Genomic DNA, 13,914 nt, shown 5'->3' with positions numbered 1-13,914 from the left:
TTACATTTAAAATTAATCAGGTAACCTGATTACATGTCCAAAATTAACTTGTCCCACCCGCAAAATAGGGCGGATTTCTCTTTAGTAAAGTAGGAATCCGGCTTATTAAAGTTTTGATTTTGTCTAGCATAGAATTATCGTTTCTGTACTTTTCAATCACTGAATTACTGAGACCCTCAGCGTTTTTTCATGCTACTGCAGTCTATGGTTGGTAACTGTTTTCTGCTAGTTACATTATTCCTAACTAACGGAGTGCCGGTAAATTGCTTGGCGGGCGCAGCCTTTACACCGCGACTGGGGTGATATGTGTGAAACACATGTCGCCGCTGAGGATGAGATGAGGACTCTTGGGGATTTATTCCCCTAGAGTCCCAGCTTGTCCGAACCTCACAAGACCGCACTTTGGCTTGTGAGGTTGCTTCCAGCGTGGTGCGCCAAGTAATTTACTGGCACGCAGTGGCCAATTTTATTCAATCCCATATCAGACGAAATAGAGTCTGATTAACGAACGAAAGGTTGCAAAACACCTTTTGTCCCACCTCCATTAAACGCTTAAACTAACAACTTAGCGTATTTGTACTTTGGATCAAGTAATCCAAAAGTTAACATTTCTAATACTGTGTAAAAAACTGCTTTAATTATTTTCATTCGTGCCTCCTAATATTAATTTATGCCGTCAAAACTTGCTCGTTAACGTATTCCTTGTAAAGCTCGTGTGATGCAACCAATTCCTTATGTGTTCCAGAGCCAGTAACCTTACCGTGTTCGATAAAGTAAATATTGTCAGCATCGACAATTGTACTCAAGCGGTGGGCAATCACTAAAGTTGTCCGATCTTTCATCAATGATTCGAGCGCCTTTTGCACCATCGCTTCTGATTCGGAATCGAGACTCGCCGTTGCTTCATCAAGCATCAAGATTTTAGGGTCGCGTAAGAATGCCCGTGCGATTGCTAAACGTTGACGTTGACCGCCGGATACCTTAACGCCACGTTCACCAACTTGGGTATCCAAGCCATCCTGCATTTCAGCAACGAAGTTCTTAGCGTATGCCAATTCAAGGACATGCCAAAGTTGGTCATCGGTGTAACTACCATCTAGCCCATACGTTAAATTATCGCGAATGGTTCCAGCCATGATTGATGAATCTTGTGATACGAACCCGATTTGGTCACGCCATGATTCCAGACTAGTATTGGCAACGTTTTTGTCACCAATTTTAATCGCACCACTTGTTGGTTCATAAAAACGTTCCAATAAGCCAAAAATTGTTGATTTACCACCACCTGAAGGACCAGCAAAGGCGACAATCGTATTTGGTTTTGCTTCAAATGAAACATCTTGTAAAATGAGTTCTTGCTTATTGTAGCCAAAGTCAACGTGTTCAACTGCTAAAGTCTTGCCAGCAACATTTACGCTTGTCCCAGCATTCAAATCTTCGGCATCTTCCTTCAAGATTTCACCAATTCGTTCAGTTGCCCCTTGCGTCTTCGCTAGTGTCGTCGCAAAAGTTGCAATCGTCATCACTGGTGGCATCATTTGAAACAAGTACATCATGAAGGCAATCAATGCTGCTGTCGTCATCACACCTTCTGAGACACGGTATGCCCCAAATGCGATGATTAAGATGAATACGCCCATCATTACCATCGACATCAATGGTTGTGAAACGCCATCGATGATTGCTTCACGACGACCTAATTTGAACAAATGATTAATTTGGTTGTGCCCACGTTCAAGTTCTTGTTTTTCAGAACCAGATGCCTTAACCAAGCGAATTTCGGCTAATGTATCTGTTGATTGACCACTGAATTCAGCAATACCATCTTGGGTTGCCCGCCCAATCCGACCACCCCAAATCATTGGGAATGCCATCGCCGCTGCAGCAAGTGGAATCGCAATCAACATCATCAACGTCATGTGCCAATCGGCGACAAACATTAATACAATTGCCCCAATTAATTGGATTAATCCGGTAATAAAGTTGGGGAAACTGTTTGCCACCAAAGTTTTCACTTGCGAAGTGTCATTCACCAAACGTGAAATCATTTCACCAGACTTAACTTCGTCAAAATATTTAACTTTTAGAACGACTAATTTGTCCCAAACAGTCTTCCGTAAATTTTGTACAATTTGTTCACCGGCAACACCGAGTAAGAAATTCCCAACTGAGGAAACAATCGCGGCACCAATGAATAGGATCAATGCAATTGCAATCAATTCTTTGTTGAGGCCATTTTTAAATGTACTAATAATTTTACTTGCAAACGTTGGTGTTGCTAAGTTACCAATCACACCAAATAAGCCAAGTACTAAACCAGTTCCGAGATAACGCCATTGTGGGTGCGCAACTTTAATCAAATTGAAGAAATTTTTCCAGTTAAACTTATTCTTCCCCTTTGGTCGCCGTGTTCCACCGTGCATTTCACTATGTGCCATTATTCTTTCTCCCTATCACCCACTAATCACATCGCAGGCTCCTATATCACCTTTTTTATACTATTATTTATATGCGTAAGCTTACGTGTCCCAATAGTATGTATGATTCTTGCAATTTCCAAGAATCAAGATTTGTGTCATTATTTTTTTAATACTTACGGCCATCGAATGGATTTTCACGATTATTCATGAAGCCATTGTGGCCCATTTCGTTAAAATCACGGGTGAAGTTGTTACCACGACCAGCAAATTTTTCACCATCCATAGGGTCAAATGAACGACCGGCAAAATTTTCTTCACTCTGATTAAAAGTGTCTCGCGTGGTGAAGTCATCTTGTTGGTCACTACCAAAGCCATTGCGCTTCATATGCTTATCCAGATGCTTACTTACACGATCCATGTGCTTGCTGAAATGATTATTCCACTGTTCCATATGCTTATCGAATTGATCGACGTTATTACCAAAACGTTCCATTTCATTGCGGTGTTTCATTGTAAAGGCGCGTTTAGCAAATTCTGGCATATCGAACTTGTCCATTAATTGTTGCGTGAATTCATCACTGGCAACATGCGCATTAACCTTTTCTAAGCTGGCTTCAAAACTCGCACGTTCTTCTTCATTTAATGGCGCAAAGATTGCTGCTTTTACTTCGGCAGCAGTATCAACTTGGGTCTCCAAAAATTCTCGACCAGCGGCGGTAATTTTTACTAACACAACCCGCGCATCATTTTCGTCTTTAATCCGCTCAACATAGCCATTACTTTCAGACTTGCTTACGAGCACAGATACTGAAGCTGGTCGAATACCCAGAATTTCGGCAATTGAACCTGACGTCATCGCCTTGTCTGTTTCAACTAGAATTCGTAATAGCCGCTTACTATTATCAACGCGTGCGTTATCACGTAAACCAATTGTCCGCGATGCCATCAACAAGTTTGGGTTGTGAACCAAATTCATTAAGTTATCAAATAAATTTTCTACAGTCATTTTCATACCTCTATTTTTTATTTAGTTTTATAATCAGCAATCTAACTAATCAACAAAAAGAAGTATATTTCATTTATTTAGTTAAGTCAACATAAAACTAAATAAATATTTGACTAAAATTTTTCTAGCGTGGAATTTGGATATGTGTCTCAGATCGATTCCCACTACGATGCTGGAAACAGTCTGGACACCGTGATGGAAGACAAGCATTTGAAGCCACAGTGCGGTCTTCAAATGTTTGCGAAGCTTGGTTCGCTAACGCGGTAACCATCTTCACAAATCCATAATCAGTAACCAAACCCGTTACTGATTACGCCATCACGGTGCGAGCTAAAGTCCAGCCTGTTTCCAGCCCCTTCGTTAGTTTGAGCAGGCAGTCTGACTAGTCATATGCCGTAATCTTTGTCGCTGCAAGTTTAGCGGTAATCATACATCTCATCACATTTTATAAATTTCACGTCAGACGAAATAGAGCCAAATATTTTTTGTGCACAAAAAGAGCCACCTACAATTTGTGTAAGTGACTCGTTTTCCATTATTTACCCAACATCAGGTTCCATCATATTTATTACTTTTGCTGCCGTTGCTTATTTAACACATTTAATTTGCGAGCTTCGTATATTTGGCTACCATGTTTAATACCCCACACAATAAAATAAATTATCGTAATTGTGAGCCATTCACTAAACAGGCCCAGTGGTGTCGTGAAAAAGCCATAGGTCAGACCATCCACGATAATCACAACGATTTCTGTAATTACATAGTGCAAAATAAACACCGTTAATAACGGTAAACGTTCGATCTTATACAGCAATGTTGCCAAACCAATTAAGAATGCCATCACAAAAACACTAATGACGAGTTTCGTTGGTATTGAATGCGTCAAGACGCCATTGACAACAATTATGATTGAGCCAATCGTCACCGCCCGCCACGCGGTCCGACTAACTAATTTTAGATAACTCATCTTAAGCCCCCATCCGTTGTTTCAATGCTTTATAGTACGTCCGTGTCACAACCACTTCTTGATTATTTACTAATACCGCAATTGTGGTCCCCATCCGGGTCACTTCAATTTGTTTGAGATATTCTAAATTAATCACGGAAGCTTTAGCGACTTGAATGAACTTGTCGGGGCTTAAACTCTCCAAAACTTTGTATAACCGTTCCCGTTCTTCATACATATTTTGCTTGGTAACAATCGTGATAAAATCCTTCTGCACCTCGATTGAAATGATTTCGTCTTCTGGTACTTGGACCAACACTTTCCGTTTACGGTCATTGACCAGCAAAACCTTATTTTGAGTTTGAAAGGCCCCAATATAGGTCATCAATCGATCCGTGTCGGCTGTTTCCACCTGTGCCCGCACATCGACTGCAACTTCAGCTTCAGTTAATGCCGGGTCTTTTTTAAATTCGATTTGCATCGCTCTCTTCGCTTTCTGCCTTAGTAGTGCAGTCATTATACCAAAAATGCTCCAAGCAATGTCCGATTTAATGCATCGATTTCACGAGCCAATTTTGATTAGTGTTATTTTACAGATTATAAATTCTGAACAACACCGAATACGGTTTGATTAAACGGCTATATTTTTTTAACGTGGCATTGTCGTTTCTATCCTTTTCAATCATCGAATTACTGAGGTTCTGTTGTAAGTGGTTTTTCAATACTACTGCGGTCTGTTTTTCGCTAGTTTGAGAATTATACCTAACTAACGGAGTGTCAGTCTATTGCTTGGTGGGCGCAGCCTTTACACCGCGACTGGGGTGATATGTGTGAAACACATGTCGCCGCTGAGGATGAGATGAGGAGTCTAGGGAATTTATTCCCGTAGAGTCCCAGCTTGTCCGAACCGACCAAGACCGCACTTTGGCTTGGGAGGCCGCTTCCAGCGTGGTGCGCCAAGTAATTGACTGGCACGCAGTGGCCAATTTTATTCAATCCACGTCAGACGGAATAGAACCGATCAAACTTGCGCCGTATTTGCATGCACTAAAAAAGCGACAACCCGAGGGCGTCACTTTCTATTAATTAATTTTATTATATTAATTAATGCTGTACTGCTCTTAGCGGACAACTAATACCGATACCGGTGCATTCTTTGCAATGTACCCAGCTTGGCTACCCATGAACTTACCTAACCCAGTCTTGGCTGCCGCACCAACGACAACAAGATCTGGTTTAACATCAGGAATCACGTCTTTTACGATGGTTTCACCTGGTTCACCTTCAGCCAATACGATATGAACTTCTTTAACACCCGCATGCACTGCTTGTGCTTGATAATCTTGGAGCCGTTTTTCAACTTCAAGCCGTTTATTTTCTAAAGCTTCTTTATCTAAAAATTGGAAAACATTCAATGAATCAGATTCAAGTACGGTCACGATGTGTAACAATGAATCATCTTCTAATGCATGACTAACCGCATTCAAGAATGCCAGTTGAGCATCAGCTGAATCATCTACACCAACTAATATGTTTTTGTGCTTTGGTAATTCTAATTTAAAATCCATGTGCATCGCTCCTTAATGTTAAATTTTTTCGATAAGTTCCTTAACTAGGTTAAAGACTAATTGAATGTTCAAGCCCGTCAAGATAATTGCTGAAGCCCATGCAATTATCGAAATCCACAATGGGTTAACAAAACGTTCGCCCATGTGCTTCTTAGAACCGGTAAAGTAAATCAGCGGAATCATCGTAAATGGTAGTGCCACTGATAAGAACACTTGTGAGTAAACCAAAAGATTATCCAAGACACCTTCAGTGCCACCCCAAATGATTGCGGCTACTAAGACCGGCACAACCGCAATAATCCGCGTGATTAAACGCCGGGCCCACATTGGAATCTTCAAATGAATGAAACCTTCCATAATGATTTGCCCAGTCAAAGTACCCGTAATCGTGGCATTTTGTCCTGAAGCTAACAAGGCAACCGCAAACAAGGTTGAAAGAACTGGTGAAGCAATTCCCTTGGCAATCGTGTTATCGCTCAAGGCGCGGTATAAATCGCCGAAAGCTTGTAATTGATCACCATGACCAAAGAACAATGCGGCTCCCAAAATCAAGAGCAATGAATTAACTACTGTGGCACCAATCAACTGAATGTTTGAATCCCACGTAGTAAATTTCACAACTTTTGCTACTTCATCTTTATCATCTGAGTTATATGCTCGTGTTTGTGAAATTGATGAGTGCAAGTACAAGTTGTGGGGCATCACAGTGGCACCGATAATCCCAAGCGCCAACGTTAATTGACTGTGATGTAAAATCGAAGCACGAGGGATAAGTCCACCCGCAATACCGGCAATACTAGGTTTTGAAAGGATTACTAAGTATAAGAAGATTGCTAAAATTGATAAAATCAACGTTACGACAATTGCTTCAATTTTTCGGAATCCAAGTTTTGTTAATAATAATAGCAAGAATACATCCGCGATGGTCAATAACACACCAATCATCAATGGAATTCCAAATAATAATTGTAAGGCAATCGCTGCCCCGATGACTTCGGCAATATCTGTCGCCATAATGGCAAGCTCAGTCATTATCCATAATACATATCCAACTGGTTTGTTAGTATTATTACGAATGGCTTGGGCCAAATCTTGCCGCGTCACGATACCTAATTTAGCAGCCATATACTGCATAATCATGGCAATAATTCCTGAAATAACAACTACTGATAAAAGCAAGTAACGATATTGCGCTCCCCCAACAATTGAGGTAATCCAGTTACCTGGATCCATATATCCAACTGCAACAAGTGCGCCAGGTCCACTAAATGCCCATAAGGTTCGCATAAACCCTGCATTCTTTGGAACCTCAACACTACCGTTAACTTCTTCTAAACTTGCTCCATTTGCATTTGAAGCAAATTTCACTTTCCCTGTTTCGTCTGACATTTCAACTACTCCTTTGTTTAATAATTCAACAGCAACCAAAGCACGCTCCCATTTGTGGAGGTGGATGCCCTGATAGGTCCTGAATTTTTTCTGGTACCTTGTTTATTATACTCAAGAACAAATCATTGTAAATAAAAAAGTTAGGCATGTCTTAAAATTTTAAACTGTTAAACTCATGTAAATTATTGGCACACTAAATTGTTATCGCTTCCATTGTTGTAGCCGCAAGCAATCTGCTTAAATTACCCGTTTGACATTAGTCCAATTCCGTTAAAAAATTTACACTAACAATACTTATAATTTACGCATAACTGTCAGCATAACTCACCTTTAAGCACTTTATTGAGCCTAACCTGACATCCTGAAAGCGTCAGCCGTCACTAGTTAATCCACTACGCTATCAAATACAAATTTAGGCAAACAATCTAATTTTCGTCATCTTAGATAAAAAGATGTTATAATATACATATTAATTTTTAGACAAAGCTAAAAAATGAGAGGAACATTATCTTGCCCGAATCAATGTCGAAAACTCAATATTTGCAAACCATCCTTGAATTAGGTGGCTCAAATGAAAAAATTTCCAATAAAGCAATTGCCGAGCACTTGAAAGTGACCCCATCTTCAGTTTCTGATATGTTGGCCAAATTACAAGAATCTGGCGATGTTGAAGTGCAACCTTATTACGGGGTAACATTGACTGCTTCTGGTCGTAAGACTGCTTTGAAGTTAATTCGTTCCCACCGCTTATTCGAAGTATTTTTGCATGATAAACTTGGCTTATCATTGGCTGAAAGTCATATGAACGCGGATAACCTTGATCACGATGCCGATGAAAAGATGATTAATTCATTAGATACATTCCTGGGTACCCCCCGTTACTGTCCCCATGGTTTATTGATTCCAGATGAACACTACAATTACAAACCTACCATCCTACAAACATTGGCTGCAACTAAAGATGGCGCTGTCATCACAATTAACAGTTATTCTGAAGATTTTGAATTACTCGAATATATCGAAATGATTCATCTTGATATAGCACAAACTTGGCTCGTTAAAGGTCGGTTACCATTCGATGGTCCAATCATTTTAATTAATCAAGATGATCAAACTGAAGTTCAAGTCAGCTTAAAATCAGCCAACTTTATCTTTGTAAACTAATCTTTCACAACACTTGTAGACCTTCATTGGTCGTTCAAGTGTTTTTTATTTGTAATACAAAACGGAGCAAGAACTAAAAAGTTCTGCTCCGTTTTGCGTTATTCCGTTATATCATTTTTTAATAATTTACCATCGTGATCTCGATTCAGTAATACGTGCTCTGTGTGATGGAGTATCGAATTCACTGTGGTCAAGATATGTAGATCAGTCAATTCATAATAAATTGATTTACCTTTTCGTTCCTGATTAATTAACTGATATGCGCGTAATTCTTGTAACTGGTGTGACAAGGCCGATTGCTCAATCCCTAATATCCCTTGTAGTTCCGTGACATTTAACTTATCTTGCTCTAATAAATAGAGAATCTGAATCCGCGTCTTATTCCCCAAAACACGCGCAATCTTAGTCGCTTCATCAAGCATATCTGCCGGTATTAATTTATAATCTGCTGCCATCAACCCACCTCGCCATATATTCTCAGTATCTATATGCTACTGATACAATTATATATTATAAGAAAGCCAATAGGTGAGTAATTGTGCCAGCATCAATCAATACATATAGCCCCAACAAAATATAAATGGCGGAAGTCGCAATTTCGCCGTATTTTTCAAAAAAAGCATGGACTGGTGGCAGCAACGTCAAATGATATGCCGCAAAAATCACAACCGTCAAAATAATTAAAAACATCACTAAAATGGCTGGAACATATTTAAAATCAGTATTAGCAAAGAATGGAATATACATCGCCATGTTATCCGCACCACATGCCGCAAGTGTAATCATGACAACATTTGTAATTATTTTTTTCGGATTAGCCTTAGCCAAAGTCTCAGCTGCTTCATCGGCTTCGTCGTCATCTGAGAAATAGCCTTTAATCCCCATGACAATCGGAATAATCCCTAATAATCCGAGCATCCATTCAGCCGGAATAAATTTCAAAACGTAAGCAATAATCACTGAAATGGCGACTAATAAGAAATTCCCAACGTACGCCCCAATGAAAACTGGGCGCGCAAGTTTCCCCCGATAGATTCCAAAAATTAATAATAAAATGACAAAATAATCTGACGTGGTCCCAATATATGATAAAAATGCCGTACTCATTGCTCTAAACATTTCGTATCCTCCCTTTTTACATGAAAATACATTCATATGAATACTTTTTCATACTACCACTAATTATTTTGTTTGTATATGCACAAACAAAAAATCCACCAACAATTTATGTCAGTGGATTCATTTAGCAATTTTTTACCGGACAACCATTACTGAAACAGTGGCATACTTGGCAATATACCCTGCTTGGCTGCCCATGTATTTTTCAATACCTTTCTTTGCCGCTGCTCCCACAACTACTAAGTCTGGTTTAACATCTGGGATAACATCTTTCACAATTGTTTCCCCAGGTTCACCCTCGGCTAAGACAATATGAACTTCTTTCACCCCGGCATCAAGTGCTTGTTGCTTATAATCTTGCAAGCGTTGCTCTAAATACATCCGTTTTTCTAACAGTGCGTCCTTAGTCAATGCTTGGAAAACATTCAATTCATCAGACTCAAGCACCGTAACAATGTGCAACAATGAATCATCCTCTAAGGCATGTGAGACGGCATTTAAGAACGCTAATTGCGCATCAGCCGAATCATCAACGCCGACTAAAATATTTGTGTGTTTTGGTAATTCTAACGTTAAGGCCATATCAATATTCCTCCCTACTAACTAATTTTGTTAACTAATTCCTTCACTATATTCACGATTAGTTGGATATTCAAAACCGTCAAACCAATTGACGCAGTCCAAGCAACTACCGAAACCCAGATTGGATTAACAAAATCTGCTCCCATATGCTTTTTTGAAGCGGTAAACCACGTCAACGGAATCATTGTAAATGGCAAGGCAACTGATAAAAATACTTGTGAGTAAACTAGCAGATTATCCAAGGCACCTTCCGTACCACCCCAAACAATGGCGGCAATCAAAACTGGAATTACGGCAATGATCCGGGTAATTAGCCGTCGCGCCCACAATGGTACGTGCAAGTGAATGAATCCTTCCATGATGATTTGCCCAGTTAACGTTCCAGTAATTGTCGCATTTTGCCCTGATGCTAACAAAGCAACCGCAAACAACGTTGATAACACTGGTGAGGCAATTCCTTTGGCAATTGAGTTATCGCTCAACGCGTGGTACAAATCCCCGAACGCTTGTAATTGATCACCATGCCCAAAGAACAATGCAGCTCCCAATATCAAGAGTAATGAATTAACTACGGTGGCACCAATCAACTGAATATTTGAATCCCAAGTTGTAAAACGAACTACTTTTTTTACTTCTTCTTTATCAGTTGGATCATAGGCACGTGTTTGTGCAATCGATGAGTGGAGATATAAATTGTGAGGCATAACTGTTGCCCCAATAATTCCTAATGCTAAAGTTAATTGTGCATGATGTAAGATTTGTGCATGTGGAATCAAACCAGCCATCATTGCAGCAATGTTTGGTTTTGACAAAGCAACCAAGTATAAAAATATTACTAATATCCCAAAAATCAAAGTTACAACAATTGCTTCAATCTTCCGAAATCCCAGTTTCGTTAAAAATAACAATAAGAAAACGTCTAAGATTGTTAGCATTACCCCAACCGTTAGCGGAATCCCAAATAACAATTGTAAGGCAATCGCACCACCAATAACTTCCGCAATATCAGTTGCCATGATGGCTAGTTCTGTCATAATCCACAATGCATAACCAACTGGTTTATTCGTGTGCGCCCGAATTGCTTGTGCCAAATCCAATCGCGTGACTACGCCCAATTTTGCAGCCATGTACTGCATAATCATCGCAATAACCCCTGAAATTACCACTACTGATAATAGCAAATAACGATATTGTGCGCCCCCAACAATTGAGGTAATCCAATTACCGGGATCCATATATCCCACAGCAACTAATGCCCCTGGTCCACTGAATGCCCATAATGTGCGCCAAAAGCCCGCATTTTTGGGTACTTCAACCGTACCATTTACTTCTTCCAAACTCGCCCCATTTGCGGTGGCTAAAAATTTGGTCTTCCCTTTTTCCTCTGCCATATTGCTCCCCTTTGAATTTGTCTTTGCGTTCGTCCCTCATTATACTCATCTGTAAGTCTTTGTATACATAAAGTTTCGTGCAACTTAATTTTATCGGTGAGTTTTAACGTAATTAATAAATAAGCGAAATTAAAAAAGGCCAGGGCGCAATAAGCCCAGCCCGCAAAATAAGCTCGATTTCTCCTTATTGCATAAGGTAGAAATCGAGCTTATTAAGGTGCCACAGAATATACCTTAGGCACTAGTTTAAAAATTATTACTAAAACAATTTCCCGATGCCATAGTGAATGGCAATGGTTAGCAAGCCAATTATCACATTGCGAATCATGGCTTTTTTAACTAACCCATGACCAATTTTGGCACTTAAAAACCCGGTTAAGGCAACTGCAACTGCAGTCGCCGCAATTGTACCAATAAATTTATAATCAGTTGGTAAAAATGCCATGGCGAACAATGGGAAAATACCACCCAAGCCTGCCGAAAACAGTGAAGCAATTGCAGCTTCCCATGGATTCATATAGTGGCCAAGTTCAATATCGTACTTTACTCTAACTACCGTGGCCAACGGATTTTTACTCATCAAATCGTCTGCGATTTCTTGAGCCGTTGCCGGCGTTACACCCTTAACGACATAAAAGTCAGTAACTGCTTGCACTTGTTGGGCAAAATCAGTGTGTAATAAACGTTCTTCCTTTGCCACCGCGGCTTTTTCCGTGTCACTTTGTGAACTTACCGAAGCATATTCACCAGAAGCCATTGAAAAGGCACAAGCAAACAAGTCAGCAATCCCAGCAATCAAAATGGTGAATTGGTTCGGCGTCGCGGCTGCAACACTAAATAAAACACCAACGACTGTCAATATACCATCATTTGATCCTAACACTCCCGCTCGAATTGCATTCAAACGTTCTTCCATATTTCGCTGTGTTTTAACATTATCGCTCATTCGTCTGACCCCCTAACGTCCAAACAGTGTGCCGATGAAGTATGTTGCAATCATCGTCAGTAACCCAGCAATTACGTTACGCACAATACCCATTTTAGGATTTGCATCACCTAATTTTGCGGCTGAAAAACCGGTAATAGTTAATGCGATTGCCACTGCAATTACCGTGGCAATAACTTTCATCTTTTCTGGGAAACATGTAATCGCAACAAGTGGTAAAATTGAACCTAATGGAAATGAGATCATTGAGGCAATCGCGGCGGCATATGGGCTAGTATATTCACCAACTTCAAAGCCATAACGCTCACGCACTAAAGTCGTTAGCGAGTCGCCGGCCATCATTTCTGTCGTGGCCCGTGTGGCTAATTCCTCAGCCATACCAGTTTCCATATATTTATTTTTGACAAAGCTAAATTCGGCATCATAGTCATGCTCGAGCATTAACTTTTGTTCAATCGTCGCGGCCTCTTGGGCATCTTTTTGTGAATTAACCGATACATATTCGCCCATCGCCATTGAAACGGTCCCAGCGAGCATCCCCGCAATTCCGGAAATAAAAATTGCAAAATTATCCGTTGTTGCCCCCGCAACCCCAATCACAATTGCAGCTACGGAAAGAATTCCATCATTAGCCCCCATCACACTTGCCCGCATAATGTTTATCTTTTTGGCCAAACTCATTTTAGGCTTAATCTCTGTAGTATCTCCCATGCCTATCCCTCCATTACTTTCGTAAAATTAATGCACTGTGCGACTTTGGTTTGTCTCCTAGCACAAATCACAATATATTTTTTAAATACCTGTTATAATTAGTTTAGAATAATTCTAAATTACGACATAATTAGTCTATCATATCTCAATAAAACTGCAAGTAATAAAACTCACAAACTCTATGAAAGGATGGCGAGTTATGACTACACAAAATAATGAAATTCTCAACGAAGCCTTAGATTTCCTACGCCAAGAAGGGCTTCGGATTACACAACAACGGACGGTTATCCTTAAATACCTGATTGAAAAACGTAATCATCCAACGGCCGAAATGATTTTTACCGACATCAAATCAGAATGTGATGGTATGAGCTTAGCTACAGTCTACAATACCCTCGAATTATTTGTAAAAAATAAATTAGTCATTGAAATTGCTGCACCTGATGAGAAGCAACATTTTGATTATTTTGCTCATCCCCACTATCATGTCATTTGTACTAACTGCGGTAAGATTGAAGATGTCTTCGATTATTCTTTTACCGCAATTGAAACTGATGCGGCTAAAAAAACTGGCTATCAAATCAGTCATAGTTTGATGGAAGTCTACGGCCTATGCCCGGATTGCCAAAAGCTCCTAAATCAAGCCGCCCCACTACACTGATTTTTTCTGAA

General features: G+C 40.0%; 14 protein-coding genes. 2 read left to right on the top strand and 12 right to left on the bottom strand.

Annotated elements, in window-relative coordinates; genetic code table 11:
* Positions 1-668: 668 nt before the first annotated feature.
* From EQG49_RS09550 to EQG49_RS09525, 6 genes are all read right to left on the bottom strand, one after another.
* Positions 669-2,438, bottom strand: a complete 1,770-nt coding sequence (locus EQG49_RS09550; protein ID WP_423245960.1) for an ABC transporter ATP-binding protein — start codon at positions 2,436-2,438, stop codon at positions 669-671.
* A gap of 148 nt (positions 2,439-2,586) precedes the next feature.
* Positions 2,587-3,426 carry a MarR family winged helix-turn-helix transcriptional regulator gene (locus EQG49_RS09545; protein ID WP_165964862.1) on the bottom strand — a complete coding sequence of 280 codons (840 nt, stop codon included), beginning with the start codon at positions 3,424-3,426 and terminating at the stop codon, positions 2,587-2,589.
* A 568-nt stretch (positions 3,427-3,994) separates the two neighbouring features.
* Positions 3,995-4,393 (bottom strand): DUF3021 family protein, encoded by a 399-nt coding sequence (locus EQG49_RS09540; RefSeq protein WP_133363762.1) that lies wholly within the window; start codon positions 4,391-4,393, stop codon positions 3,995-3,997.
* A gap of 1 nt (position 4,394) precedes the next feature.
* The gene (locus tag EQG49_RS09535) at positions 4,395-4,853 is read right to left on the bottom strand and encodes a LytTR family DNA-binding domain-containing protein (RefSeq protein WP_165964861.1); all 459 of its coding nucleotides are present in this window, start codon (positions 4,851-4,853) and stop codon (positions 4,395-4,397) included.
* Positions 4,854-5,493: 640 nt separating this feature from the next.
* Positions 5,494-5,940 (bottom strand): universal stress protein, encoded by a 447-nt coding sequence (locus tag EQG49_RS09530; RefSeq protein WP_133363760.1) that lies wholly within the window; start codon positions 5,938-5,940, stop codon positions 5,494-5,496.
* 18 nt (positions 5,941-5,958) lie between these two features.
* Entirely contained in the window at positions 5,959-7,329 is a 1,371-nt protein-coding gene (locus EQG49_RS09525; protein ID WP_133363759.1) for an Nramp family divalent metal transporter, read from the bottom strand.
* A gap of 510 nt (positions 7,330-7,839) precedes the next feature.
* Here EQG49_RS09525 and EQG49_RS09520 point away from each other — a divergent pair.
* Positions 7,840-8,493: a metal-dependent transcriptional regulator gene (locus tag EQG49_RS09520; RefSeq protein WP_133363758.1), complete on the top strand. Its 654-nt coding sequence runs from the start codon at positions 7,840-7,842 to the stop codon at positions 8,491-8,493.
* Positions 8,494-8,591: 98 nt separating this feature from the next.
* Here EQG49_RS09520 and EQG49_RS09515 read toward each other — a convergent pair whose 3' ends face one another.
* The 6 genes from EQG49_RS09515 to EQG49_RS09490 form a co-directional block, all read right to left on the bottom strand.
* Positions 8,592-8,948 carry an ArsR/SmtB family transcription factor gene (locus EQG49_RS09515; protein WP_133363757.1) on the bottom strand — a complete coding sequence of 119 codons (357 nt, stop codon included), beginning with the start codon at positions 8,946-8,948 and terminating at the stop codon, positions 8,592-8,594.
* Between the two features lie 55 nt (positions 8,949-9,003).
* Positions 9,004-9,612 (bottom strand): cadmium resistance transporter, encoded by a 609-nt coding sequence (locus EQG49_RS09510; RefSeq protein ID WP_133363756.1) that lies wholly within the window; start codon positions 9,610-9,612, stop codon positions 9,004-9,006.
* 135 nt (positions 9,613-9,747) lie between these two features.
* Positions 9,748-10,194 carry a universal stress protein gene (locus EQG49_RS09505; protein WP_133363755.1) on the bottom strand — a complete coding sequence of 149 codons (447 nt, stop codon included), beginning with the start codon at positions 10,192-10,194 and terminating at the stop codon, positions 9,748-9,750.
* A gap of 17 nt (positions 10,195-10,211) precedes the next feature.
* A complete protein-coding gene (locus EQG49_RS09500) occupies positions 10,212-11,585 on the bottom strand; it encodes an Nramp family divalent metal transporter (protein WP_133363754.1) in 1,374 nt (457 codons plus the stop codon).
* A 259-nt stretch (positions 11,586-11,844) separates the two neighbouring features.
* Complete coding sequence (locus tag EQG49_RS09495; RefSeq protein ID WP_133363753.1) at positions 11,845-12,531, bottom strand: VIT1/CCC1 transporter family protein; 687 nt, start codon at positions 12,529-12,531, stop codon at positions 11,845-11,847.
* 12 nt (positions 12,532-12,543) lie between these two features.
* Positions 12,544-13,224, bottom strand: a complete 681-nt coding sequence (locus tag EQG49_RS09490; RefSeq protein ID WP_133364567.1) for a VIT1/CCC1 transporter family protein — start codon at positions 13,222-13,224, stop codon at positions 12,544-12,546.
* 217 nt (positions 13,225-13,441) lie between these two features.
* On the opposite strand from EQG49_RS09490, the gene EQG49_RS09485 reads away from it, so the two are divergent.
* Positions 13,442-13,903: a Fur family transcriptional regulator gene (locus EQG49_RS09485; RefSeq protein ID WP_133363752.1), complete on the top strand. Its 462-nt coding sequence runs from the start codon at positions 13,442-13,444 to the stop codon at positions 13,901-13,903.
* The last annotated feature ends 11 nt before the right edge of the window (positions 13,904-13,914 follow it).

Source organism: Periweissella cryptocerci (assembly GCF_004358325.1).
Classification (GTDB): domain Bacteria; phylum Bacillota; class Bacilli; order Lactobacillales; family Lactobacillaceae; genus Periweissella; species Periweissella cryptocerci.
This window is presented reverse-complemented; position numbering and strand designations above follow the sequence as displayed.

What these genes read in the sequence shown, in the direction of transcription:
- EQG49_RS09550 (WP_423245960.1), bottom strand. Translation starts at nt 2,438, where the DNA reads ATGGCACATAGTGAAATGCACGGTGGAACACGGCGACCAAAGGGGAAG.
- EQG49_RS09545 (WP_165964862.1), bottom strand. Translation starts at nt 3,426, where the DNA reads ATGACTGTAGAAAATTTATTTGATAACTTAATGAATTTGGTTCACAAC.
- EQG49_RS09540 (WP_133363762.1), bottom strand. Translation starts at nt 4,393, where the DNA reads ATGAGTTATCTAAAATTAGTTAGTCGGACCGCGTGGCGGGCGGTGACG.
- EQG49_RS09535 (WP_165964861.1), bottom strand. Translation starts at nt 4,853, where the DNA reads ATGCAAATCGAATTTAAAAAAGACCCGGCATTAACTGAAGCTGAAGTT.
- EQG49_RS09530 (WP_133363760.1), bottom strand. Translation starts at nt 5,940, where the DNA reads ATGGATTTTAAATTAGAATTACCAAAGCACAAAAACATATTAGTTGGT.
- EQG49_RS09525 (WP_133363759.1), bottom strand. Translation starts at nt 7,329, where the DNA reads ATGTCAGACGAAACAGGGAAAGTGAAATTTGCTTCAAATGCAAATGGA.
- EQG49_RS09515 (WP_133363757.1), bottom strand. Translation starts at nt 8,948, where the DNA reads ATGGCAGCAGATTATAAATTAATACCGGCAGATATGCTTGATGAAGCG.
- EQG49_RS09510 (WP_133363756.1), bottom strand. Translation starts at nt 9,612, where the DNA reads ATGTTTAGAGCAATGAGTACGGCATTTTTATCATATATTGGGACCACG.
- EQG49_RS09505 (WP_133363755.1), bottom strand. Translation starts at nt 10,194, where the DNA reads ATGGCCTTAACGTTAGAATTACCAAAACACACAAATATTTTAGTCGGC.
- EQG49_RS09500 (WP_133363754.1), bottom strand. Translation starts at nt 11,585, where the DNA reads ATGGCAGAGGAAAAAGGGAAGACCAAATTTTTAGCCACCGCAAATGGG.
- EQG49_RS09495 (WP_133363753.1), bottom strand. Translation starts at nt 12,531, where the DNA reads ATGAGCGATAATGTTAAAACACAGCGAAATATGGAAGAACGTTTGAAT.
- EQG49_RS09485 (WP_133363752.1), top strand. Translation starts at nt 13,442, where the DNA reads ATGACTACACAAAATAATGAAATTCTCAACGAAGCCTTAGATTTCCTA.